The 23,237-nt window shown below is 33.2% G+C and carries 25 protein-coding genes and 1 pseudogene; 5 read left to right on the top strand and 21 right to left on the bottom strand.

What is annotated here, in order from left to right; translation table 11 throughout:
* Window positions 1-386: 386 nt before the first annotated feature.
* From ACO1DI_RS00750 to ACO1DI_RS00730, 5 genes are all read right to left on the bottom strand, one after another.
* Window positions 387-1,076: an alpha/beta fold hydrolase gene (locus ACO1DI_RS00750; RefSeq protein ID WP_423144961.1), complete on the bottom strand. Its 690-nt coding sequence runs from the start codon at window positions 1,074-1,076 to the stop codon at window positions 387-389.
* A gap of 165 nt (window positions 1,077-1,241) precedes the next feature.
* Window positions 1,242-2,165, bottom strand: a complete 924-nt coding sequence (locus tag ACO1DI_RS00745; RefSeq protein ID WP_423144960.1) for a LysR family transcriptional regulator — start codon at window positions 2,163-2,165, stop codon at window positions 1,242-1,244.
* 747 nt (window positions 2,166-2,912) lie between these two features.
* On the bottom strand, window positions 2,913-3,290 hold the full coding sequence (locus tag ACO1DI_RS00740; RefSeq protein WP_098113384.1) for a hypothetical protein: 378 nt from the start codon (window positions 3,288-3,290) through the stop codon (window positions 2,913-2,915).
* 17 nt (window positions 3,291-3,307) lie between these two features.
* Complete coding sequence (locus ACO1DI_RS00735) at window positions 3,308-4,489, bottom strand: membrane protein (protein WP_014460729.1); 1,182 nt, start codon at window positions 4,487-4,489, stop codon at window positions 3,308-3,310.
* Between the two features lie 397 nt (window positions 4,490-4,886).
* Window positions 4,887-5,165 carry a hypothetical protein gene (locus ACO1DI_RS00730; RefSeq protein ID WP_423144959.1) on the bottom strand — a complete coding sequence of 93 codons (279 nt, stop codon included), beginning with the start codon at window positions 5,163-5,165 and terminating at the stop codon, window positions 4,887-4,889.
* A gap of 264 nt (window positions 5,166-5,429) precedes the next feature.
* On the opposite strand from ACO1DI_RS00730, the gene ACO1DI_RS00725 reads away from it, so the two are divergent.
* Window positions 5,430-5,963: a GNAT family N-acetyltransferase gene (locus ACO1DI_RS00725; RefSeq protein WP_423144958.1), complete on the top strand. Its 534-nt coding sequence runs from the start codon at window positions 5,430-5,432 to the stop codon at window positions 5,961-5,963.
* A 98-nt stretch (window positions 5,964-6,061) separates the two neighbouring features.
* Here ACO1DI_RS00725 and ACO1DI_RS00720 read toward each other — a convergent pair whose 3' ends face one another.
* Entirely contained in the window at window positions 6,062-6,565 is a 504-nt protein-coding gene (locus tag ACO1DI_RS00720) for a DinB family protein (RefSeq protein ID WP_140450588.1), read from the bottom strand.
* Window positions 6,566-6,661: 96 nt separating this feature from the next.
* On the opposite strand from ACO1DI_RS00720, the gene ACO1DI_RS00715 reads away from it, so the two are divergent.
* The gene (locus ACO1DI_RS00715) at window positions 6,662-7,096 is read left to right on the top strand and encodes a diguanylate cyclase (RefSeq protein ID WP_115653503.1); all 435 of its coding nucleotides are present in this window, start codon (window positions 6,662-6,664) and stop codon (window positions 7,094-7,096) included.
* 260 nt (window positions 7,097-7,356) lie between these two features.
* Window positions 7,357-7,971, top strand: a complete 615-nt coding sequence (locus ACO1DI_RS00710; protein WP_042992205.1) for a DUF998 domain-containing protein — start codon at window positions 7,357-7,359, stop codon at window positions 7,969-7,971.
* A 112-nt stretch (window positions 7,972-8,083) separates the two neighbouring features.
* On the opposite strand, the gene ACO1DI_RS00705 is transcribed toward ACO1DI_RS00710, so the two are convergent.
* Both ACO1DI_RS00705 and ACO1DI_RS00700 read right to left on the bottom strand, forming a co-directional pair.
* A complete protein-coding gene (locus ACO1DI_RS00705; RefSeq protein WP_049163891.1) occupies window positions 8,084-8,680 on the bottom strand; it encodes a YdcF family protein in 597 nt (198 codons plus the stop codon).
* Window positions 8,681-8,825: 145 nt separating this feature from the next.
* Window positions 8,826-9,365: a C40 family peptidase gene (locus ACO1DI_RS00700; protein WP_423144957.1), complete on the bottom strand. Its 540-nt coding sequence runs from the start codon at window positions 9,363-9,365 to the stop codon at window positions 8,826-8,828.
* A 46-nt stretch (window positions 9,366-9,411) separates the two neighbouring features.
* On the opposite strand from ACO1DI_RS00700, the gene ACO1DI_RS00695 reads away from it, so the two are divergent.
* On the top strand, window positions 9,412-9,924 hold the full coding sequence (locus ACO1DI_RS00695) for a DUF2062 domain-containing protein (protein WP_423144956.1): 513 nt from the start codon (window positions 9,412-9,414) through the stop codon (window positions 9,922-9,924).
* Window positions 9,925-10,329: 405 nt separating this feature from the next.
* On the opposite strand, the gene ACO1DI_RS00690 is transcribed toward ACO1DI_RS00695, so the two are convergent.
* On the bottom strand, window positions 10,330-10,713 hold the full coding sequence (locus tag ACO1DI_RS00690; RefSeq protein WP_423144955.1) for a YkvA family protein: 384 nt from the start codon (window positions 10,711-10,713) through the stop codon (window positions 10,330-10,332).
* 231 nt (window positions 10,714-10,944) lie between these two features.
* On the opposite strand from ACO1DI_RS00690, the gene ACO1DI_RS00685 reads away from it, so the two are divergent.
* Window positions 10,945-11,835 carry a cation diffusion facilitator family transporter gene (locus ACO1DI_RS00685; protein ID WP_014460740.1) on the top strand — a complete coding sequence of 297 codons (891 nt, stop codon included), beginning with the start codon at window positions 10,945-10,947 and terminating at the stop codon, window positions 11,833-11,835.
* A 217-nt stretch (window positions 11,836-12,052) separates the two neighbouring features.
* On the opposite strand, the gene ACO1DI_RS00680 is transcribed toward ACO1DI_RS00685, so the two are convergent.
* The 12 genes and pseudogenes from ACO1DI_RS00680 to ACO1DI_RS00625 all read right to left on the bottom strand — a co-directional run bounded on the left by ACO1DI_RS00680 (window position 12,053) and on the right by ACO1DI_RS00625 (window position 23,174).
* Window positions 12,053-12,490, bottom strand: coding sequence for an NUDIX hydrolase (locus ACO1DI_RS00680; RefSeq protein ID WP_014460741.1), 438 nt, complete (start codon window positions 12,488-12,490; stop codon window positions 12,053-12,055).
* Between the two features lie 263 nt (window positions 12,491-12,753).
* Window positions 12,754-13,044 carry a hypothetical protein gene (locus ACO1DI_RS00675; RefSeq protein ID WP_209368744.1) on the bottom strand — a complete coding sequence of 97 codons (291 nt, stop codon included), beginning with the start codon at window positions 13,042-13,044 and terminating at the stop codon, window positions 12,754-12,756.
* A gap of 301 nt (window positions 13,045-13,345) precedes the next feature.
* A pseudogene (locus ACO1DI_RS00670) lies at window positions 13,346-14,693 on the bottom strand (MFS transporter).
* A gap of 16 nt (window positions 14,694-14,709) precedes the next feature.
* Window positions 14,710-15,285, bottom strand: coding sequence for a TetR/AcrR family transcriptional regulator (locus tag ACO1DI_RS00665; RefSeq protein WP_226555725.1), 576 nt, complete (start codon window positions 15,283-15,285; stop codon window positions 14,710-14,712).
* A 101-nt stretch (window positions 15,286-15,386) separates the two neighbouring features.
* Entirely contained in the window at window positions 15,387-17,900 is a 2,514-nt protein-coding gene (locus ACO1DI_RS00660) for a PEP/pyruvate-binding domain-containing protein (RefSeq protein ID WP_423144964.1), read from the bottom strand.
* Between the two features lie 650 nt (window positions 17,901-18,550).
* Complete coding sequence (locus ACO1DI_RS00655) at window positions 18,551-19,222, bottom strand: HAD family hydrolase (RefSeq protein WP_423144954.1); 672 nt, start codon at window positions 19,220-19,222, stop codon at window positions 18,551-18,553.
* A 392-nt stretch (window positions 19,223-19,614) separates the two neighbouring features.
* Window positions 19,615-19,830, bottom strand: a complete 216-nt coding sequence (locus ACO1DI_RS00650) for a DUF6366 family protein (protein ID WP_423144953.1) — start codon at window positions 19,828-19,830, stop codon at window positions 19,615-19,617.
* A 719-nt stretch (window positions 19,831-20,549) separates the two neighbouring features.
* Window positions 20,550-20,849, bottom strand: a complete 300-nt coding sequence (locus ACO1DI_RS00645; RefSeq protein ID WP_209368736.1) for a hypothetical protein — start codon at window positions 20,847-20,849, stop codon at window positions 20,550-20,552.
* Window positions 20,850-20,931: 82 nt separating this feature from the next.
* Window positions 20,932-21,456, bottom strand: a complete 525-nt coding sequence (locus tag ACO1DI_RS00640; protein WP_217028269.1) for a hypothetical protein — start codon at window positions 21,454-21,456, stop codon at window positions 20,932-20,934.
* A 625-nt stretch (window positions 21,457-22,081) separates the two neighbouring features.
* Entirely contained in the window at window positions 22,082-22,276 is a 195-nt protein-coding gene (locus ACO1DI_RS00635) for a DUF6980 family protein (protein WP_042992207.1), read from the bottom strand.
* Between the two features lie 28 nt (window positions 22,277-22,304).
* Window positions 22,305-22,664: a hypothetical protein gene (locus tag ACO1DI_RS00630; protein WP_423144952.1), complete on the bottom strand. Its 360-nt coding sequence runs from the start codon at window positions 22,662-22,664 to the stop codon at window positions 22,305-22,307.
* Between the two features lie 45 nt (window positions 22,665-22,709).
* Entirely contained in the window at window positions 22,710-23,174 is a 465-nt protein-coding gene (locus ACO1DI_RS00625) for a hypothetical protein (protein ID WP_423144951.1), read from the bottom strand.
* Window positions 23,175-23,237: the final 63 nt, after the last annotated feature.

The following is a 23,237-nucleotide window of genomic DNA, read 5'->3' as shown; positions in this document are numbered from 1 at the left end:
CCAATAAGTTTTAAATAGGTTGTTTCTGTTACACCATCACCGACTGATTCAACTTCTTTATATGGAATCACAAAGAAACCTAATGATCCTCCTAAAATAAGGCCATAGAAAAAACCTTTTTCTATAAATTTCAACAAGAAATTCTCCTCCTTTCAAACATGCTCATTTAATGAGTTATAGCATTCCCTATTACTATTAAAAAGCATTTATTTATCTTTCATAAAAAATATTTTATCATGAATTTTATTACATATAATCTATATATTAACATATTTACAGATTAAAAAGGAGACTAACGTATAGTCTCCCTTTCTATAAAAGTTTAATAACTTTTACCATGTTATTTACTTAACCAAACTTTCAAATTAAATAAGAAATCCAGAAAGTCACGAATCAAGGAAATTTTTAACAGCAATTAAGAACGCTGATAAATTCTCTGTATGCACCTCATGTCCAGCTCCTTCTATCGTCACTAACTTGCAATCTGGAATACGTTTAGAAACTTCCTGCAACTTATCTTGAGGGATATGGCTAGATCCTCCTCCTATGATGAAAGTAGGTGCAATTATCTCTGTAAGACTTCCCCACCATTTAGGATTCGGCTTGTTCAACTGTTGAAGAATTGAAGGTACAACCTCCCAGTCAAATGGTAGAGAGCCAGGAGGTTTAGAAGGAATTTCGAACTTCTCTCCTGTAAAAGGTGGAGGTGTATCTTCAACAATTAACCGTTTTACCCTTGATGGAAATGTCTCGGAAAAAAGGTAGGAGACGGTGCCACCCATAGAATGACCCATTAACGTAAAGCGCTCTAATTTCAGCGCATTTACAAACTGAAGCAAGTCATCACACATAAGTTCAAACGTATAGGTTCCGGCTCTCTCACTTCCACCGTGTCCTCTTTGATCTAAAGCTAAAAACCGATATTCCTTTCCTAATGCAGCCGCTACTTCGTCCCACGATTCTGCACTTATTCCTAAAGCGTGAAGTGCAACAATGACAGGTGCTGAAGCTTCGCCCGCCTCTCGATATTGAAATGTTAAACCATTTAGTTCAATTTGATTTATTTGCATTTTCAAATTAGATCAACTCCTAACTCAGATTTCACCAATTAAAATCTAGTTTATTAATGTTCATCTATATATTAGTGAAGGAATGAAGATTTCCTTCACCTCTTATCTTATTGGGAAAGATATCAAATTATTTTATGTATCCTGTGGAATTCTTTAGTCAGCATAATGTACCTAGAGTTTTTCACTTTCGGTACCTATATAATTTAAACCAAAAGTACTGCAAGCCAATTGAATAAACGATTGTAAAGGAAGAGACATAAATTTATCTTTATGCCAAAACATTTGTGTATAAAGGGTCTTATCCACTTTAGTACAAGTCAATTCTTTTAATATTCCTTTCTCAAGCTCTCCTTTTACCACTATTTCAGGCAATATCGCAATACCTAAATCCAACATCACACATTGCTTAATAGCTTCCACGCTTGCAAATTCAAATTTAGTGGATGTACAAATCCCCGCCTCACGAAACAAGTTTTCCAACACTACGCGATATGAACAACCTGATTCGGTATACAAGAGAGTCTCATTTTCAAGCTCTTCTAAGTAGATATCCGTTTTATAAGCTAAAGGATGCTGAGGAGAAGCAATAATTTTTAAGTCTTCTGCAACAAGACATTGTGTATGTAGATTTGCATCATGATGCTGAATAGGCTCCATTGTAAAGGCGATATCAAGAGTGCCGTCTAGTAGCTGCGCTCTTGTTTGTTCTTGAGAATAAATAGGTTTAAAAATCATTTTAACCTTAGGAAATTGATCCTTAAACTCTTTTAATATGGGAGGCAATCTATAGGTACACTGGCTTTCAGAAGATCCAATAATAAGCGTACCCGAAGGCTCCTCCACTCCACTTACAGCGTTTTTTGCTTCCTTAGTCAATTGAATCATTTTATCTGCGTATCTTTTAAATTCTCTACCTGCCTCTGTTAAAACCAAGCGTTTCCCAAGACGTTCAAATAAAGGCGTTTCAAGTTCATTTTCAAGAGCTTTTATTTGTGCGGTAACGCTTGATTGAGCAAAATTCAAAATTTTAGCCGTATATGTAAAATTTAAATTTTCTGCAGCTGTTTTAAATGTAATCAGTTGTTTTATTTCCATTTCCCTCACCTCTACGTAATCGGATATTCCGATTGATTCAATCGGAATGTTCATCTGTAACGATCGTTAATTTCATTATAAAATATGGTAAATCAAACCACAACATACTAAATACAAAGTGATAAGGGGAAATCATAATGAATATAAAAAAAGAAAATACAAAGGAATCGATGAGTTTAACACAAAAAGATACGAGTAAAAAAGATTTCAAATACTACTGGAATGAAATTATTCGAGCGCTTATCGTGACTAAATAATTAGAGCCAATCAATTATATGTTGCTTAAAAAAGCTATATAAATTAAATTCACGTACAAGCGTTTCAATGTAAAAACAATAGCCCCCTAATTCTGAATACCTTCAGAGTTAGCAAGCTATTAATCTAATAAATTTATAGTCATGTTTATTCGTTTGAATCCAACCTAAACTCCGCAATGTCCTTGTCATCTTGGGAGACGATAAGCGTACCTTTTATCTAACACTTCATGGTGTGATTGAGCTTCGATATGGTATTTAGAATACCTAAACTTAATTATTAATGTTCTTGAGACAAAGCAAATTTAGAATAAATAAAAGTACTCATACTAATTATTATTATCCATAAATAAACTGTTTCCTCCCATTTTTTTTAGGTTTAACACGTTTTTTGTACATATGATAATGTATCAAAAACGAATAGACATATTGAAAACAAAAAAGCTACTGGTATGTGGGACAGTCTCGTCCCACATACTAGTAGCTTTTTTAATTAAAAATCGTTATATTCCTCTAAATCATCATCATCTAATGACCCAGATAATTGCTCTAGATCTGCAACCTTACCTTCTTTGAAGGTTTGGTGGCTTTCTGAAGGCTTCTCTTCTATCTCCTCTTGTTTACTCACAAACCCGTTGGACTGAGCTAATTTCTTTAATTCCCGTAGTTCGGAATTGATATGTTCAAGAAGTTCTTCTGTTCTGTGTCCTGCTTCTACTTGATTGGAAGATGAACTATGAAGGTCACGAACAATTAGAGATGAAATATAGTCCCCTAATTTTCGAGACTTTGCATATTTTGCAAGTATATCATAGACTTCATCACTCAACTGATTAGTTTTAATCGTAAAGGCGTTTTGACGCTCTGACATGGTTATCACCTACGCTGTTAGGATTTAACGGCTTTCTTCTCGGCTTGTTTCTTTTGAAGGTACCCCATGCTTCGGATTTCTAAGCCGAATAAATTTAAGTGACGGCTATCCTCAGGCACTTTATGATATTTCTCTGTGCGTTCTTCGCCAATTTTTTCACGCATGCTATTCATAATCGCTACTTCTAGTGTAGGAGCGACACCGCCACTATATACATATTTTCGGATTTTATTTGCTGGTGGTGGGGCGACATCATTTAACTTAGCTAGTAAGATCTCTACATAATCTCTTAGAGAAGATTTGATTTGAGCTGTTAAATCAATGGATTCACCTGTGTTTTCATTTTTCAGTTCAAACTTTTGTTTGCTGTAGTTATCTAAAATAAATTGATCAAAAGCGCGTAAATCGGTAAACAACTCTGGGAATTTCTCTTTTCGTAACTTATCGATATGTGCTAAGTAGGGAATACCCTCGATACTTTGGAACGATTCACGACTGTTCGCAGCCTTCAACCCTTCAGGTAAGATTACAACATCAATGGATCCTCCACCGATATCGATCATTACGGTTTCACATTCCACATATTCATTAGCATCTTCACGGTCTTGAAGCGTTAGGTCTTTCTTTAACGCAAAACGTGCGATTTCACCTTCTTTTAAACAAACACTTTCTTCCACAGATACTTTTAATTCTTTTTCAAATCCTGGGGTATGGATATAAAAAGTGTGATCACCAACAAAGCGATTTGCCATAGCCTTTTGCGCTTCACCAAACGTACTTTCTTTTTTTAGTAACCAAATTGGTAACATTGTAGAGAAATAGTCAATTTGGATGTTGTTGTCCTTTTGATCTTTTGTGTGTAACGCGTGGTAGTATGCAACGGCAGCTAAAAATGTTACGTATGGAATATGACTTGTAATTTTATTATGTAAACGATTGATATGATTGTTTGCTAATTGTTGGCTGGCGGCAATGTCACCCACTAAGAAATAACGTTCTTTTTCTTCCTCTCCAATGGTTGTAGATAATAAGATACGCTTTTTAAATTCCTCTGGTGCTGTAACAGCATCTGTGAAGAATGAATCAGCAGCTTCTTTTTGGAGTTCTACTACGTTGGTTTGGAAATCAAATAGATATCCATCTATGATATTCATATCGACTGAGTTCCCACAGTCTTTATTAAAACGTGAAATTTTCATCTCTAAACACCTCTTTTTTTAGTTGAACTTCTGTTGAACTTATTATACAAAAGAAAAGGTAGATTTTCAATCCTTCAGTTCAACTGATTTATCATCAAAAACTTACACATATCAACAATTTTTTTATCTAGTTGAACTTATTTCGGGGTTAGAAAAACAGTGTCAGGAAAGTTCTTTTTCGGGAATAAGAAAGTCGGAAGTAGAGATTCTGGTGAAAAAAGAGGTTGAGACAAAAGTATTTTAGATGAAGTAAAAAACGAGCTATTGATCAAGCGATTAGTAGTTTGTTTTTTTATTAAGCTAAACGCAGACTTCATTTGTTTAGGTCTTTCTAGCCGTTGATTGAAGGGTAAGACAAATACTCCTGGTGGAAAAGCGGAATGTATCAAGATAATATTTATATAAGTCCCAATATAATGAAGAAGTTTAATGCAATCAGCAATCCATAATAAAACCCAACCCCTTCAAAAAATAAAGAGAGAATGGGGAATATCATAGTTTCAAAGCCAAATAACATAATAACAAGTCCAAATCCTTTAGCGAGCTGCTTTTCATTTCTAGGGGTAAATGTCTTTCCGTATCCAGCAATAAAATTGGTACTACCTTCTTTCCATACACGTTTCCCTATATAAATGATGAAGCAGCTTACTAAACATACAAATAATAATTTTAACATCAGATATTACACCTTCTTTACACACTCTAATTTAACATATATAGTATATTTTACCATAAATAATTAACAAATATTGTGTACTAAAGGTGGACTCATAAAATAGAACAATATAAAATATATACATACTAATTTTGGAGGTTTTTGTTTGTTAAACTTATGTTTAAAGCTGGGTGAGTAAGCTTCCTTGATGGCTGTGTGCATAAAGGAAGCCCCATTTATGGAGTATAAAAATCCGTAATTCACCAAATGGACAGGAGACTATAAATGGATATCTTAATTAAACAAGAGCTCACTGAAGAATATAATAAAACGAAAGAAGTTGTTAAAAGTGCTTTTTTAAATGAAGAATACAGCGATCAAAAAGAGCATTTACTTGTAAAACGGATTAGAAAGTCAGATGCCTTTATTCCTGAACTGTCATTGGTCGCATTTAATCAGAATGCAGACCTTGTAGGTCATATTCTTTTATCTAAAATAACAATTATAGATGGTGATAGCGCTATCGATTCTTTGGCACTTGCTCCAATTTCCGTTTTTCCTCAGTATCAGAAACAAGGAGTTGGAAGTCGATTAATTCACGCTGCGTTAAAACGCGCAAAAGAGCTTGGTTATCATTCAGTAATTGTTTTAGGGCACAAAGATTACTATCCTAAGTTTGGATTTAAACCAGCTAGCTCATGGAATATATATACTCCATTTGACGTGCCTGAAGAATTTTTTATGGCCATAGAGTTAACAGAAGGATCTCTAAAAAATGTGCAAGGCGTTGTACATTACTCAAAAGCTTTTTCAGAGTAAGCACTAACTGATTAATTAGGTTTTACGTAAAGGCTGTCCGGAAAATAATTTTATAGTATTTTCTACGGACAGCCTCTTTTTTTATTTACCTGATATTATTAAAGCGGTGAGTTTTCCACACCTAAATGAACCCAATCTTCTTTTGGAGGTCCATAAACTCCAGGGGGCTTTAGGCCTGCTTGACGCATAAGAATGGTAATCTGACCTCGGTGATGAACAATATGCTTGATTAGTCCCATTAAGATTGTGGCATTTGATTGCTGCCTTCCAAACGCTTCTTGCGTATGTTCTAAAGATTCATCTGTCCATTGCTGTTCAATGATTTTAGCAGCGTGAGAACTTACATTTTTAAAGGTTATAGCGATTTCCTGTGCTGAAGATGGAACGCTTGCTGTACTTTCTATTCTATCTATGCTCAGTCCAAATTCAGTTAGATAATCTGGAATATTTGTTGTAAAATGCCAAGCAATTCTTCCTAACGTACGTCCTTCAGGGTAAACCTGTTGCTTCAACGAATCATCTGTTAAGCTATCCAAAACTTTTTGAGTTAGCATGGCTTCGCTGTTCCATTCTTTGATAAAATCTGAAATGGTATTATACATGTAAAAGACCTCCCAATATAAATCTAATCTAAATTAACACTTAAATAATATCATAGAAAAAACAAGTTGGCTTATTTACTAAAGAAAGGAGATTCTATGTTATTTAAAGCTACCGCTCAAAAAACTATCATGTTTGCTTTATTACTTTTGTATGCTTTATTATTCATTCAAGCAATTCAATATAAAGCACTTGCCTTTTTACTTCTTTTGGCTATCCTTTGTTCGTTTCTTTCCCTGTTCCTCAGATATGAATTTCAAATAGACAAAGATACTTTAACCTATAGAACATATATATTATGGTTTAAAGTATATGCAAAAACAGTTAAACCAATGGACATTAAAAGAATTGTATTTAAACGGTTAAGTTGGAAAACAAAATTAGCAGTAGTAAAAGTAGAAAACGGGTGGAATATGCGAATAGCATTATTTAATCCACCAAATGTTTTTAAGGAATTAGAAAGGTTTGCACATGAATATGATGTAGATATTAAAAAAACATCAGATTATAAAATTCTAGAGAAAATGTCTTGAATCTCACCCCGTTTGGAATACATTAACTTTACGTATGGGTGCACAATCAGCAGTTATTCATTTCTAATTAAGCAGCTTTTGGACCCCTTTACCGCTACAAAACATTAGTAAAGAGGTCTTTTCCTAAGCACCTTCAAGTTTAAAGAATTAGTCCTCCTTCCTCACATCAACCTCAAGCCCTACTTAAAAATAGACTTCAAGACCGTTTTATTTAGCATTATTTGGATATACAATTCGTATATAACACTTTTTAAGAGGTGATGATTCTGTATATATCAAAAAAGGTTGGCATTTTAAGCTGGTTTGCTACTTGCTTGTATTTTTTAGTTGAACCTTTCTTTATTTTGACTTCAACTGCTCCCTACAGTTTTTTACATCACGCAATGAGTGATCTTGGCGTAACTTCTTGTGGAAACTACACCTATTCAATTGCACCTCATGAAATTTGCTCTCCTCACCATTTTTGGATGAACGTATTGTTTATTGTAAACGGATTAACACTTTCAATTGGTGTTTTTTATATTTCACAGAACCTAAAGAAAACAACAATAACCCAACTAGCAACAGCGTTTATCCTTATATTAGCGTTAGGCAATATTGTTTCAGGCTTTATACCGGCTGATATAAATTTATTTTGGCATTCAATATTCGCTCAGCTTGGTATGGTTACTGTTTTAGCTGGTCTTTGGATATATGCATCATCTTTAACAAGCGGCAAGTATTGGACTTATGGGTGCTTAGTGTCCTTACTAGTCATCCTTATACTCATTTTGCTTGTATTTTTTGTTCCTATGCCTACCGGTCTGCTGCAAAGATTATTCTATTTAGTAATCTTTATATGGGGCACCGTGCTTTCCTTTATGTTAAACAAGTAATCCATTATCATTCCGTTTCATATGAGCTTACAAGATTACGTTAAACTACTCGTAATTTTAAATAGTAAAAAGTCCATAGAGGCATCCCCTATGGACTTTTTATACGATTTTGTTAGATAAATTCTCTCAATAATTCTTTAGATTTCTTTCCGCTAAAACCAAAATAATTGCCAATAAGCTTGACGTATTCTGTGTATGTAACTTTTCTATTTAAAGCAGTTTCCCACCATCTCTGTGGATTATAATAGCGACTTCCACTAGAACAATAGGTTAATTGTATTTGGGTATCCTTAAATTCTTTATTAAAGTTTTTTTCTACCCTTTTCATATGATAGTTTGAAGAAACAACGATAGCGGATTGAAAGTGATAGTTCATCATTAGCTTTTTTGTAAATTTAGCATTTTCCGTAGTACTTGTAGCGTGATTTTCTAATATAATTGAATCCTCTGGTATTCCAGAGTCTTTGGCTTGATGATAAAAATTATTCTCTTGACCATTCGAAAGGATCAAATGAGCCGCATATCCTTTTTTATATAATTCAATTCCTTTCTCCAGTCGATCATTATCACCACTTAACACAATAATCACGTCAGATTTTACAGGCTTTTCGTTTACCACAAGCTCTTTCCCGGCAAACAGAAAAAAAATAATCCCTAATCCTAGCAGAAATATACTAATTTTTATCCTTTTACCCTTAATTTTTTGCATATAGACCCTCATTTAAAAAGTTCACTTCATATCGTATCATAAAGCTCAATATTCATAAAAATAAAAAGGTAACCTTCAAAAAATTTTAATTCTTACCTCTTGTTCTAAGCCTTTTCGTTCTTGCTAACTAGTACTTTTTAGTTTATTAGAAAATAGACTTACTTCCTAAATAACGAGGTGCCCAGTAAGAATTGCTTAACGATGCAATAGTTACACCAGTTGAACTTCCAGCATGAATAAACTGCCCGTTTCCAATATAAATTCCAGCATGTGAAGGACCTCCAGTAGTATCGAAGAATACGATATCTCCAATATTCGGAGTAGATGTACTTTTTCCTGACTGATACAAGGTAGCTACTGTTCGCGGTACAGTTACTCCACCTCCATTTTTAAATACGTAATAAATGAAACCACTGCAATCAAAACCGTTAGGAGAGGTTCCTCCCCAAACATATGGCACCCCTATGAATTTTTTAGAATAAGCAACAATATCACTAGCTGTCGCCTGCGTTGAACTATTAACAGTTGAAGAACCAGTGGTGCTAGTAGATGCGTTATTTAAGGCATTTAAAGTATAAATATACTTATAATGGTTAAATCCGTTGTTCTTTACCTCATTTATCTTTTTACTTATATGACGCCAAATCTTGAATATAATAAAACACCTTTCTATAATGGTGAACATCAAAAAGAAAGATAGGATGCCGGCGTAAAAAGATAGGAGGAATAATGTGAGCAAATTAATGTTTTTGAAGCGCCGGTTTAAATACTTACTTATTAAACTATTACGATTAAAAGATCATTCACATAAAGTTGCGCTAGGTTTTAGTCTAGGTTCTGTTGTGAACTTTGTTCCTACCTTTGAATTTGGTCTTATACTATCCGTAGGTTTAGCCAAATTATGTAAAGGAAACAGTATAGCAGGGCTCATTGGTGGAATGTTTTTTATGTGGGCCTTTCCGTTGATGTTTTACTTGAATACAGTAGTTGGAGGATATATATTTCCAATCGACCTTGATCAAACTTTACTTCAAAGTGCAGATAAAAATTTGGATAATCGACTAGAACTAGGAGCGAAAGTAGGAAAGAATTTTTTAACGGGAATGGTTCTTAATAGCTTTTTGTTTGGAAGTATATTCTATATTGTTAGTTACTATATTATAAATCAGTACAGAGACTTCCTCTTACACTACATCTATAAGAAATGGATAGTAAAAAAACGTACTAAACAAATGGATTATTAGCTTGATTTCAACCTTTATTTCTAATTGTAAATCAATATAATTTATATAAAAAAACCATTAACCTGAACATTTCTTCAAAAGGCATAGAGGTAAATTAGCCCATAATTGATACCTATGGTTATCAATTGTGGGCTAAGGTACGATCTTTGTTTCTGTTTTAAGATAAATATGGAGGAAATAAGGATCTGCTCTTACTCCTTTATTGAAGATAATACAGTCTGTTTCAACCATTTTTTTCGATTTCTTTGATCGACTATCCATTGATACAAACTTTGTATACCTAGTATCAAAGAGATGATGACCCCGCTAACTGCAAGGATTAATGCAAAATATTCTACAGGTACCATTTTGTATCATAACGCTCAATAGTAAACCTCATATATATTTTTCTTTGTAAGATTGCATTCAGTTTAAAAACTTAAAAACAGTAAAACAGCTCCACATAAAAATAAGTAGCCATACTATGATAATAATTGAACCCGCAATCCAGTTTTTAGGCCTCTCGTTTTGAATGAGCTCTTCTGCTTTTATTGTGCAGTCCTCTATTACACTTTTAGGTAACATCTTCAAAGCAATCATAATTCCTAAAGGAACTATGATTATATCGTCAATATAGCCTAAAACCGGTATAAAATCAGGAATTAAATCGATTGGACTGAAGGCATATGCAACCACACAAGCAGTAAATACTTTGGTATGCCAAGATACTCGTTCATCTTTATAAGCTAAGTATAAGATAAATAGCTGCTTTTTTAGCTTTTTAGCCCACAGCTTTAGTTGATTAAGCATGTTTCCTATTCTCCTTTTAGTAGGGTTTTTAAATAAGTATATCAGGAGATGGATACTTTTATTTTGCAACTCAATAAAACATTGCATTTATCATTAATTCGGCAAGAATTTGGCTTAGCGACACTATTTTTAACTTCCCTAATTTATTGAAAAATGGTAAAAAACGTTGCTGTAGACCCACTTGCAATTCGCTTGATATCATTAATTCATCTCTTATAGGTGGTGAATTTATTGAATTCTTCAAAAATTGCTTTTCTTTCTGTTATGAGTAACTCTCTTCTGGTTGTCTTAAAAATAGTTGTAGGCGTCTTTACAGGTTCAGTTGCAGTTATATCAGAAGGTATTCATTCGTCTCTAGACTTAGCAGCTTCCTTGATTGCCTTTGTCTCTGTTCGAATATCTAAAAAGCCGGCTGACAAGATCCACCGATATGGACACGGAAAGGTAGAAAATATCTCTGGAACCATTGAAACATTATTAATCTTTGTAGCAGGTATTTGGATTATCTACGAATGTATTCATAAACTCATGAACCCCGAACCAATTAAACTTCCTTTCTTAGGGATTCTTGTTATGCTGTTTGGGGCAGTAATTAATTTTATTGTCTCAAAAATCGTTCATAAAACAGCTAAAGAAACAAAATCCATGGCGATGAAATCAAATGCTCTTCACTTGCTGACAGACGTTTATACTTCACTTGGTGTGGCTATAAGTTTATTCCTTGTAAATCTCACTGGGTGGTATGTTTTAGATCCGATTATTGGAATTGTGCTAGCCATCTATATCATTGTTGAGGCCTATAAATTAATGAAAGAATCATTTCCTCCTTTATTGGATGCCAGTCTATCGGAAGATGAAGAACGGGTTATCTTACACATTATTAATTCCCACAAACAAGAGTTTATCGAATACCATAACTTTCGTACAAGACGGTCTGGTCCAAGCGAATGGATTGACTTTCATTTAGTAGTTCCATCATATTACAACATTCACAAAGCGCATGATCTATGCGACAGAATTGAGCAAGATATTCTTCGCAAATTTCCCGATTCAGAGGTGTTAATACACCCAGAACCTGAGAGTGAACGTAAAGAAACTAGTCACGTTGAAGATTACACGTGAAAAGAGTAAAAGAGAGTGTAGAAATAAAGATAGATTAATAAGTGTCATAGGCATACTGGCTATTGGCACCTACATAAAGTCCAAACTAGTCCTATAAAAAACCTAAAACAAAGGGCCCCATAAATAAGTGGGTGCTTTTGTTTAGGTTCCATAAATCACGTACCACAATCACCTATTAATTTTTAGTCTCTATAGTATCTTATTAGTAAATTTAAAGCTATACGAATAACTGATTAATGCAATCATCTTGATTTGCTGCTAGTTTTGGAACAGCTCCAACAGGAACCCAATAATAGGAAAAGATTAATCCTGCATCTTCCCCTTCAGAATTCACTTTATATTCCCACCGTTCTGCCGTTTCTTTTTGAACTTCTAAATGAAAAACATGTCGTTCATGATACTGAGTTTTACCTTCATGATGATAGACGTATGTTTTTATTTTGTTCACCGATAAAAACTCCATTAACCCAGACTCTTCTTTGACCTCTCTATATAAAGCTTCTTCAATTGTTTCTCCCTGTTCTACAGTACCTGCTGGAACTTGAACTCCTGCTTCTGGATAATCTCTATGTTCGCAAACTAGTAACTCTGTATAGGGATCATTGAATCTAGTTATGTAAGCCATAACTTTTATTATAGTGGTCTTATTCTTCACATTCTCTTCCTCCTTTAATAGATACTAATTAAAAAACTTCTTTTTCAACAAACTTCTTTGGTAAATTACACATACATGTGTTGGGTTGGTATAAACTCGCTTTTAAAATCTACGAGATAGACAGGCTATGATTTATTTTCATTGGAGTAGTTAATGTTGCTATTTTTATAGGATCCATTATATCTATAATCATCATATCGTTAAGTGAGCTAATAAGAAGTAAAGAGAGCCCTATGAATAAATCTTAGAGCTTTCTTTGCTTTCTAAATAGATTTATTCATATTGTCCTTCTTAAAAATACCTATCAGAAGAGTAACGACTCCGATTAAAAAGAAAAGCGGTAATAATAACATCATTAATCCCACGGCAGCAAAACCATCTCCTTGATTAATACCAAACAGAATAGAAACAATCCATGAAAAGAATGGAGTTATTATTAATATAATAGTCGTTCCCCACACTATATATTTTCTTTTAGCTGACTTTCCTTGGCTTAGTCCACTCGCAAACACAAGACCTAATACTAAAACAGTTAATGCGATTCCTATTGCCATTTCATCCCCGCCTTTCTCATAATGAAAAGGTTTTATCTTTCAACCTAGCCCCCGCTTTTTTAGCTCTAGTGCTACTATAAATATACTTGTAATGACAAGTAAGATTAACCCTTCTCCCATCGTAATTGAACTTTTTATCTGTATATCCCTTTAGTTAAATATTACCATTAAAAAAGCAATTCACAGAAATTTAGTCAAAAAATAAGTAATGCTCCTATTTCAGAAGCATTACTTATCTTTATAGATTAATTAGTAAATCGTATATATAACCAACAGCTTTATAAAATTTATAAAAAAACGACTATGCTTTTGCACTAGAATTATTGCAGCTTATTACATCTTGGCTGCCAGATTTAATGCTCCTAGCTACTAGTAAACCTACTACCCCTGATATCCCTAAAATAATAAAGATGTAGTTATAGCTTGTAACAAGAGCGATAAGCGTGGACGAAATAATACTCCCGAAATAGCGAAACGTTCGAGTATATGCCAGAGGCTGTACCAGATTGCTCTTTACTTACGGAATCAAGCGAGGCAACCTGCATGCTTGTTAAACCTACTCCCGTAGAAAAACCTCCAATAATTAAAGCCGCTATAAGAAAAAGAATAGATCCAACGTTCTCTAAGGATAGAAAAAGAATATTGGAGAAAATGATCATAGCAAAAGAAAATCCAATCACTTTTTTAGAACTAAACTTATTGTTTAATAATCCTCCTATCCAGCCGCTTAAAGACATTGAAATCGAAAAAACCGATAAAACAATACCAGTTTGCGCTGTAGATAAGTGAAATTGTGCCTTCATTAACAGCGGCATAATTAATAAAATTACATACATAACAAAATTGCTAAGCATGATAGATAAATTAGCGCTTGTAAAGGTGGAATTTTTGAATAAAGAAAAATCGATAATCGGGTTTTCTGCCGTATTTTCTCTTTTGATAAACAAGATTGTAGATAGAATAAATATTATTCCCATTATTAAAGCCTTAGTAAATTCCATACCGTGTGTCAACAAGATCAATAAAGAAATGCTAATTGCTAAATAAATGGACCCTTGAATATCTAAAGTGCTTGTTTGCTTTTTAACATTAAATTTAGGAATCATAACTATACCACTGATCAAAGCTAAGAAAAGAAAAGGAACGTTCACCCAGAATATAGCTTCCAAGTTGAAGTTTTCAAGCAGTATAGATCCTAATAATGGTCCGATTGCAGCACCCAAACCCATCCCCATTCCAAATATACCCAAAACTTTAGGGAGACGTTCTTTTGGTACAACATATCTAATGATTGCTATAGTATTTGGAGTGAGTAAAGCTCCTCCTACTGCCTGCAGTGATCGAAAGATAATAAGGGAAATGAGATTAGTTGAAAATATACAGCCTAAAGATGCTATTAGAAAGAACACCACGCCCCATAAATAGATATTTCTGTTTCCATATAGATCTCCTAGCTTTCCAGCGATAGGCTGAGTAACAGCCATTACAATTAAGTAAATAGTCACTACCCACGAAATATTTGCAAGTGGTTCATTAAAATGAGCTGATATGGTTGATAGAGCAACGGCAATCATGGTCGAATTTATTGGTACAAGAAATGTCCCAATTAGTAATGAAATAATCAAGATAAGCTCTTTATGTTTACCCAAACATTATTGCCTCCTTTTAATGGAGAGAAATTCCTTTTATAAACGTGTTTATACTGTTTTTTATCATATCTTGATAATCTGCATGTAAGGCTTTGTCTCCAAAATTTAGTTTATACATAAAATATCCCCAATACGTACTTAGGAAAATCTCTGCTTGTGTGCAGCAATCTAATTCTTTGATATATCCTTTCTTTTGCATTTCTTCAAAGTATTCTTTTAATATTTCTTTCGTATCATTAATTTTTTTTATAATTTCTTCGTGCGCTTGTGAGAAAATTAAAGGGTCTTTTAAAGCAATTGAAATCATGTCTCGGTTATTATCAAAGTCTTTTAGTAACAGGTAACCGAAATTCGTCAAATCTTTTTCAAGCTCCCATTCAATTGATTTATCAAAGATCTCAAGTGAAAAGCTTGTTGTTTTGACAATAGCTTGAATAATGCCTTCTTTATTGCCAAAGTGGCGAAAAACCGTCAATTCATTAACGCCAGCTTGTTCTGCAATTTCTCTAGTGGTAGTACCTTTATAGCCTTTTTCTTTAAGCAGCTCTATTGTAGCTTTTGTGATCTTCTTTTTTGTTTCATCTTTTTTCATATTGATCATCCTTTATGCTTCCTGAATGTAAGTATTTACTTTCCATTAGGCAGTATATAAAGGAAAAAGAGCTGTTGTCAAATGGAAGCGAAGAGAATTATTTATTCATTTAAAAGCGTCACAATTCCATTCGTACCATCGACCATAACTATATCGCCATCTTTTAGCTTATCCGTACTTATTTTTGTACCAACTACTGCAGGAATTTCGTATTCACGTGCAATTATTGCTGAATGAGAAAGAATACCTCCAGCGTCGGTGATAACAGCCCCCGCAGTTTGAAATAAAGTAGTCCAAAGTGGAGTAGTGGTCTTACATACTAAAACGTCCCCTTTTTCTAACTTGTAAAATTCCTTTGTGTTTGAAATAACTTTTACTTTTCCGGTATAGACTCCTGAAGAAGAGGCTAATCCTTTAATAGAATGTTCGCTGTTCGCGTCATCTTCCTCAATAGCTCCCATATATTTCTCAGCTTCTTTCAGCTGAGCTGCTTCAGGGACTCCGAAGTATCTAGGTAAATTAGACGTTTGCTCATGTTCTACATGTTCTTCTTTACGTTTCTCAATTAATTGGGTCATGTCTACTGGATTTTCTAAAAGAGACTCTAGTTCATCAAGATATAAGAAGAAAATATCTTCTTTCACTAAAAAAACATGATGATTAACTAGTAAATTACCTAGCTTAAGTAGGAATAAACGAGCTTTTGCATCCAACATTGCATCGATATAAAAATGATGGTCATCTCTTATAACGGATGCATCTAATGCCCACTGATAATATTTTTCAAACTCTTCTTTGTGTTTGCTATCCGCTATCTGTTCCAGAAACTCATTATAGTTCTGTTCACGTTTCTTGACCGTCTGTTTAAAATTCTCATCAAAGTTGTAATTGTCATTAACATACCCTTGAATAATTGATAATGCGTGAAGAGGATTCTCTAGCCAAGTTTCTCCTACAAAATCGTGACTTACAACGTTTCGATATCCATACTGTTTTAGAAAAGTATTTAATTCAGCCATAAAGCTTTTTCCTGCTTCACTTTCCTCTAACTTTTTCACTAAAGTTTCTGTGCATTCTTCTTGAAAGATTTCAGTAAGTTCACTATCTCTTTTCACTGTTAAAGCAAGTCTAGAAAGCTCCTGATCAGTTTCCAACGATTTGTTCATTTTCCCGGTCAATAGCTCATAAACATCATGTCCGGATTTTTTATTTGTAAGGTTTTTATAGTATTCTTCAACTATAGTATTTAAAGACATTTGAGGCATAACAATATCAAAGTGCAGATCATATGCCACTTTATAAAAATCAGCTAAACTTTGAAGAATCTCTTTTCCTCTCTGAAGGGTTAGATTTTCATGGGTAAAACTATTTAATTTGTTATAGTAAGGCAAGAATTGTTCCGTAATCATTTGATTCATTCGTTTTGTTAGGATTGGATAAATACTTTCCATCAATTCTTTATTTTCTTGGAATCTTTTATTAGAATCTCCTTTAAAAGGCTCCATTTTTGTATAGATATGACCTTTATAAAGTTTTAAATTAAGTCGATTAAACATAAACTTTAATTTTTTAAAACTAGCAGCTGTTCCTTCAGAAAATGCCGGAATAATAAATGAAGCGTACAAAGGACTAACAGCATGAGAAAAACTTGTGTCATTTAAAATCCAAAACTCTTCCATATCGTCGAAACTTAAAGATATATCTTTTTGGAAAGGAGTTAATTCTGTGGCCTCTGTTAATGTGGTAATAGCTCTTGCCTGTAATAGATATACTTGATTGTCTTGAACCCCAAACTCTATGTCTACGGGATGTTGGTAAAGAGCTTCTACTTCTTTTGTTATTTCGGCCAATTCAATGATTTTCTCGTCTGTTAAACAAAACCTTTGTTGCTCATCTTCCGTTGTTTCGATTTCTTCAACGCCTTCAGCAAGTGGAATTATCTTTACTTCCTTTAGCCCTTTTTCTTTCTCTATTTTAAAAGTTTGTTTATTAACTAGGTAAACATCAGGTGTTACTAAGCCCGATACAATGGCTTCTCCTAATCCATAGCTGGCATTAATCATCATTTCTTTTGTATTATGAGTGACAGGATTTTGACTGAATATCACTCCCGATACTTCGGACTGAATTAACCCTTGAACAACAACTGCCATTGAAACTTCATCAAAATCAGCATACATATTTTGAGTATATTGTTCGACTCTTTCAGTAAAAAATGAGGCCCAGCACGCTTTCACTTTACTCAAAAAATCCTCGGTACTTTTCACATTAAGATAGGTTTCATACTGGCCAGCAAAAGATGCACCTTCTAAATCTTCAGCACTAGATGATGAACGAACAGCTACCGATGTATAAGAGCACTTTAGGTTTCGAAATGCCTCTACGAGATCCGATTCAATTTCAATAGGAATTTCCCCGTGTAAAATTCTCTCGTGTATATTATCCGTTTGACGATCAATCCCGTTCCATTCAATATATCGCTTTAAAGCTTCCGTTTGAATAACAAATCCATCTGGAATCGGTAAATTTTTTCTTTTCATTTTTATAAGGTTTAAAGCTTTTGCTCCAACTCGTTCATTTGCCTCGTCGACCTTTTGAAAACTTAAACTATACATCAAAAATATTCATCCTCCTACAAACTAATTTTAAAATGTAAGTAACTACTTACTTTATATTTATTTTAATTCTTTTAAATTTTTATGGTCAATAAAAAGTGGTAAAATATTTAAAAAATGCATATTTAGTTGTGCTTTATTTTAATTTCACTTAAATAATATTCCTCTTTTTTATTACATTTTTTAACTTTTATTAGTCTTTTTTATTATAAAGTCTAAATAGTTAATCAATTAAAAGGTTAATAAAAGAAATGCAAAAAACCCCATCTAAATTAAGATGGAGGTTTTCCTCTTTTATAGTTGGGTTAACCATTATCTCTGAGTGCTTACAAGCTTCCACTGGCTGAGTGTCAATTTTATCTTATATCCTCTAATATATAAGTGAGCGCTATCAGGTTTACGAATCATATGCGAAGTCATAATCAAAAATCTCCTTTCTCATAGAATTATTTTTAATATAAAACTATTTTGGAAATCTTAACCTAAGCATAGCTCAGTATTGTAAACCATTTATTAATGACAAGAAAAGATTATGTAAACATTTTAAATTGCAGGGGAACCGCTCATTATTTATGTTTCAACTTCAGTAGATTTAGGTCTATAATTGAGACATTAACCATCTATAATGGTTATGTACGAGGATCAGTCTATTACATTGACAAGCTACTATTTATGTTAGATACAATAGTTTTTAACTCTTTCAAATCATCTATTACCACATCAGCCTGCGCAAGTTCAGCTTCTTGAGCAAAATCAAAATTACACCCCACTGCCATTAAACCATTATCCTTTGCAGCATTGATATCAGATAGGCGGTCTCCCACTACTGCTGCGTGCTTTACATCGTATTTCTTTATAATCGTTTTGACTAACTCTCCTTTATCGAGAGTTTGGATTTGTTGAATACTAAATGTCTCTGTCACCCAATTATTCAAATCGTAATGGTCTACAATCGCTTCTAAATATTCCTTTAAACCGTTACTTGCTATGTAAATGGAACAATTATTTTCTTTTAAATAGCTAAAAACCTCTTTTACATTGGGGTATAAAGCGCCTTTCCCTTTTCTTATATTCTCCACTAAGCTTTTCAAAAAATAGTCATCCGTATACTTTCTTATTTCATCTGAATGAGTAGGTAATAAAGCTTCCCATACTTTGGGTAAAGGTACACCCATGATTTCACGATACTTATCAATAGGAGTACTAGTATCCCACTGGTTGAGTGCACGCAAATGGTTAAAGGTATCATCAAGTGATAATTCTAAAATCTTATCTGTTTGAAACAGCGTTCCATCCATGTCAAAAATTAGTGATTGCAACATTAAGTATCTCCCTCTTTCGGCAGTATTGAATAGGTATCTATATATAATACCATAAAAAGGAAAGCCTGCAGTTGTTAAAAACCAGAATGAATGTTCTCAGCACAAAAAAGCACCTAATCATTTATAGGTGCTCTTTTTAACTTTACATACTTTTTTTGAAATAATAAATGAAAAAGTCGCCGCTATAATAGAACTTAAAAATGGATAATTAAAAGAAAAAATACTGACCGTTGAGCTACTCAAATGCTGTGAAGTCTCAGGTACATATGTAAGTGTAAGAAATAGACCAGAAACAATTTGAAAAGCAAATAGCAACACTATAAAACTACCAATAAACACTGCATAGTTTTTCAAAATAACGCCTCCAGTATTTTTAATTTATAAACCTGATATTATTTTAAAAATAGTGATGTCAAGATAAAACCTATAATCATTACAGCAATAAGTACACCTAGACCCTTCCATCCTAAGCTGCCTGCTAAACCAGATAGATTTCCAGCTTCATTTCTGTTAAATGCATCATTCATATTTCCAGCTGGATTTCTGTTTATCTCTTCTTGTTTTAGTCTCTCTCTTCTTCTTTCAGGTGTTTCTTTATCTTCGTTCATTGTTACACCACCATTTTTAAAATATTATAACATATTATGGTTAAAATATAAATTAATGGTTTTTTAAAAGCAAGAAAAGAATCCTATAATGACAGATCTCTTTTCTTCAACTAACTGTACACATTTCTTTTTTTAATAAGTATGAAACAACGCTTTTTAATGAAAAAGTATACAGCTCTAGTTAATATACTTACTATTACAAACACCTACATCAAAGAGATCCTCTTTATTTAAGGGGATCTCTTTAATAGCCTTATACTAGATACACATTCTTGAAGTTTTTTTGTGTAAGCTTATTTATGTAAAACATCTTCTTTTGTGATTACTTTTTCATAAATTAATGGTTTAGTTCCTGCTTCTGGCAAAAGATAAATAAAAACAGTAAACGTAAGTTGGAGGATTGAAACTACAGCCAAAAATAGAAAAAGACGTTCCCTGTCCTTAAACCATATTACTAAACATAAAACTAGGGATATTAACGACAAAAATAAAAAAAGAAAAAAGCTATATGAATAAGGAACACCATAATGATAAGAAATATCTAAAAAGAAAAATACTATATAGAGAAGTATAAAAGTTGACGGTACTACTTTAGTAAACGTACTCAATAGAAAAACCCTTTCTGTTTATTTGTTTTAGATTTATAGCTCAAACATACTCAATTTGCATAAATGAGCACATATGAAAAGCTGCAGCGAAAATGATTATATGTATTTTTTTCAATTTTTATCTCTCATCTTCTTTCTTTGAAAAATGAGAGTAGTTATAAATAAAACCCCTAACAATATAGTTAAATAGAAGGTTACAGAATCTCCTGAACGATTAAATTCATCTACAATGATGCCTTCTTGAAACAATAAGACTGCTGCAATTATTAAAAAGAAGAAGGAATTGACGATTACATAACTACTTGCTTTGACTTTATTTCTCAAGAAAATTACATACATAAAATTGCATACTGAAAAAACTGCGATCAGGTAATAAATAGGCCTTAGTAGTGTAAATGGTTCCCCAAGCATCAGTATATTCTCCTCTATTACTATTATTTGAAATTTACTAGTCAATATATTTCATTTTGCAAATAAATGATTATTACTCATCTTAATTATTTATTTTTTGAAACAAAATTCCTCCAACTTTACTATTATCATCTAAAGAAAACTCAATGTTGAGTTTATGAGTTTTATCAAAATACCCTATTATTGTTGCTCCGGTATCTTCTCTTTCGTAATAATTTTCTCCATATGCCCTAATGACATCTTTTTTGCTGTCACCAGTATGTATGCCCTTTTCCGTACCATACTTGCTGCTAATAAAGTCATACCTACTGACTTTATTATCTACAATTTTAAATTCAACATCATACTTTTCTGTACTTTCTCCGTAAATGTAGGTAGTATACGGAGGTTTCTCCGTAACCTCTATAAATTTTGGTTTCTTCTTCAAACCAATTGCTACGTCATATTTAGAACTTCCTATTGATACTGACTTAACGTTTTCTAATTGAAGGTTTGTGCTTTTGGTGCTTGAATAGTATTTTTCTTTAGGCGTGGAAGATGGATCACAGCTTGCTAATAATAGTAAAACGAATGGAAAAATAATCAAAAAATAATTCTTAATGCGCACTGTTAGACTCCTTTATATCGTTTGTTTTTACTATGACTCTGAGCATTTTCTAATCTATTAACTATTTTTCTTTTGCATATACAAGTCAATCGAATAGAAAACACTAACTGCAAAGTAATACATGGCAAGTATAGCTAACGTCTCATAGACAGATTCCGCAGCGCTATTTTTCACAAAAGAAAAAACAGTACGCACTACAAAGAAAACGATAGGATAGACTATAAATAGAGAATTAAGCTTACGATTGATCACAAAAACAATTCCTTTATTTGGATATTTATGATTATTATAACATATAATTCTCTCTTTTATTTCTCTACATATTCAATAATTTTTTCGTTTACATAACACCGTTTATCAACAGGACTAAATCAAAAGAAAATCTTATCAGTAGGTCTTCTTTTGATTATCCGTTGTTTTCGATTTCTTATTAAGATGAATTTTAAATGGCTACTAAAGATGAATAAACCGCAGATGACCATCAACCAACGCGTAATCCCTTGATGTATAGGATCAAAAAGGTTTAATAGAGCTATTCCTAATCCTGATAACATAGCTAGATAACGAAAAATCAAGCCCCATCCCCCATTCCAGAAATGAAGAGGATAGCCCCTTCATACTTAAGTTAAAGCTTCTTACCACACCATGGACAAAATGAAATTCCAATGATGGATGAACCACCATCATGGATAATTAAACCGTATTCCTTATTTGTTTTATCGAATAAGATAAGATTATCTGGACACTCAAACGGATCACTGTGAATATCACACGTAAAGTTTGCATGGTAATCCATATAATCGCAGCAATGCTTTTTCATTCGTTTTCTCCTTACTATATCGTCATTATTACTTTTCTCGGTAAGCTGAACAGTGTTCATCGGAAATACGATAATTTTCCTTACCGGTCGGAGCCGCTACCTCAACTAATTTATGTCCTAACCGGTCCCACACCGCTACTGTATGCAAAGATACCCATTTCAGATCTCCTCTAGCAAGGCGAAAAGAATCGTACCAGTTTTCAGTTGTTACTAATAGATTTCTATAAGTAAGTTCCTTTTTCCTTAAGTGTTTGATTTCCAGCATAAAATCTAACGTATTTTCTTCCTTAGGCACTTGAATAATTCGCGCTATAAATGTTCCGTTAGGATTTTTTTTCGTTTTATAAACTTTTTCACTCTCTATTTCCAGCGCTGGCCGTCCCCTCATCTTATTTCCCCCTGTGTACTAACACATAATCTCTATGCTAAAAGGTTATAGCTGTTTCAGTATTTCTTCTATCTTCTCTTCAATATCAGCTTCTAAATGATTTTTTGACAAATCATACAAAGTGCCTGTCCCTTTAAAATACCCACTAAAGTAATACCACAACTGAATGTAATGAACGTATGCATCTTCTTCATCTGTAAACCCTTCAAAGTTTATTGCCACTTGGGAACGATATTCTTTTTCTAGACACTGCTCCGAACTTAGATTTGGCAGTTGGTCGCCATCAATATCTCGGCTCACCCATATTTTTAAGTTCTGCTTACCATCATGTTCAAATTTATTTCTATATTTGTGCTGAAGACTTTTGCTGTATGCCTCTCCTACTTCTTCCAACTTCACTATCTCTCTTTTTAAATTCTCATTTATTTCACTCTCAGGGACTAAAATGTATTTGTCATTTGTTTCCTGATCCTGTTTATCCATAAATAGCTTTTTCAATTTATCAAACAAGCTTTTCCCACCTATCTAAAAAAATAATATGAGCATGTTAAATTCGACTAAAGAAAGCTCATT

The sequence above is a fragment of the Priestia sp. 40 genome, from assembly GCF_049368575.1.
Taxonomy (GTDB): domain Bacteria; phylum Bacillota; class Bacilli; order Bacillales; family Bacillaceae_H; genus Priestia; species Priestia zanthoxyli.
This window is presented reverse-complemented; position numbering and strand designations above follow the sequence as displayed.

Coding starts and splice junctions, on each gene's coding strand:
- ACO1DI_RS00645 (WP_209368736.1), bottom strand. CDS start 20,849: ATGCTTGGGGAACCATTTACACTACTAAGGCCTATTTATTACCTGATC.
- ACO1DI_RS00700 (WP_423144957.1), bottom strand. CDS start 9,365: ATGTTCACCATTATAGAAAGGTGTTTTATTATATTCAAGATTTGGCGT.
- ACO1DI_RS00710 (WP_042992205.1), top strand. CDS start 7,357: ATGATTCTGTATATATCAAAAAAGGTTGGCATTTTAAGCTGGTTTGCT.
- ACO1DI_RS00735 (WP_014460729.1), bottom strand. CDS start 4,489: ATGAAAATTTCACGTTTTAATAAAGACTGTGGGAACTCAGTCGATATG.
- ACO1DI_RS00675 (WP_209368744.1), bottom strand. CDS start 13,044: ATGGCAATAGGAATCGCATTAACTGTTTTAGTATTAGGTCTTGTGTTT.
- ACO1DI_RS00665 (WP_226555725.1), bottom strand. CDS start 15,285: ATGAAAAAAGATGAAACAAAAAAGAAGATCACAAAAGCTACAATAGAG.
- ACO1DI_RS00745 (WP_423144960.1), bottom strand. CDS start 2,165: ATGGAAATAAAACAACTGATTACATTTAAAACAGCTGCAGAAAATTTA.
- ACO1DI_RS00705 (WP_049163891.1), bottom strand. CDS start 8,680: ATGCAAAAAATTAAGGGTAAAAGGATAAAAATTAGTATATTTCTGCTA.
- ACO1DI_RS00720 (WP_140450588.1), bottom strand. CDS start 6,565: ATGTATAATACCATTTCAGATTTTATCAAAGAATGGAACAGCGAAGCC.
- ACO1DI_RS00655 (WP_423144954.1), bottom strand. CDS start 19,222: ATGTTGCAATCACTAATTTTTGACATGGATGGAACGCTGTTTCAAACA.
- ACO1DI_RS00690 (WP_423144955.1), bottom strand. CDS start 10,713: ATGCTTAATCAACTAAAGCTGTGGGCTAAAAAGCTAAAAAAGCAGCTA.
- ACO1DI_RS00740 (WP_098113384.1), bottom strand. CDS start 3,290: ATGTCAGAGCGTCAAAACGCCTTTACGATTAAAACTAATCAGTTGAGT.
- ACO1DI_RS00725 (WP_423144958.1), top strand. CDS start 5,430: ATGGATATCTTAATTAAACAAGAGCTCACTGAAGAATATAATAAAACG.
- ACO1DI_RS00650 (WP_423144953.1), bottom strand. CDS start 19,830: ATGAACGAAGATAAAGAAACACCTGAAAGAAGAAGAGAGAGACTAAAA.
- ACO1DI_RS00660 (WP_423144964.1), bottom strand. CDS start 17,900: ATGTATAGTTTAAGTTTTCAAAAGGTCGACGAGGCAAATGAACGAGTT.
- ACO1DI_RS00730 (WP_423144959.1), bottom strand. CDS start 5,165: ATGTTAAAATTATTATTTGTATGTTTAGTAAGCTGCTTCATCATTTAT.
- ACO1DI_RS00630 (WP_423144952.1), bottom strand. CDS start 22,664: ATGAGGGGACGGCCAGCGCTGGAAATAGAGAGTGAAAAAGTTTATAAA.
- ACO1DI_RS00715 (WP_115653503.1), top strand. CDS start 6,662: ATGTTATTTAAAGCTACCGCTCAAAAAACTATCATGTTTGCTTTATTA.
- ACO1DI_RS00635 (WP_042992207.1), bottom strand. CDS start 22,276: ATGAAAAAGCATTGCTGCGATTATATGGATTACCATGCAAACTTTACG.